This is a genomic window from Bacillus sp. AFS031507 (assembly GCF_002584635.1).
In the GTDB taxonomy this organism is placed as follows: Bacteria; Bacillota; Bacilli; order Bacillales; family Cytobacillaceae; genus Neobacillus.
Genome location: NZ_NUOW01000046.1, coordinates 261 through 492, shown reverse-complemented (window position 1 = coordinate 492; position 232 = coordinate 261). Strand labels below are relative to the sequence as shown.

Sequence of the window (232 nt, the reverse complement as noted above, 5' to 3'; positions counted from 1 at the left end):
TGGGCGTAGATAACCTGGCAACTATCATCGATAACACGGGGCTAAAGCCTCTGCTTATCAAGGGCAAATGGTTAAAATCGATCAATCAATATTATAACAAATTAAGAGCGAAATACATGAGTATCCTTCGAAATGGAAAAGGACCAAAGGAAGGGAAGTTTACCAGCACAAGATTAACTTCATTAGACCGAAAAAGGAACAATCGAGTCATGGATTTTTTACATAAGGCCAG

The 232-nt window shown here is 38.8% G+C and carries 1 protein-coding gene; it reads left to right on the top strand.

The genetic code is table 11. The features are described 5' to 3' along the window. On the top strand, window positions 1-232 hold a 232-nt coding region (locus COE25_RS26990), incomplete at both ends, for a transposase (RefSeq protein WP_142354516.1).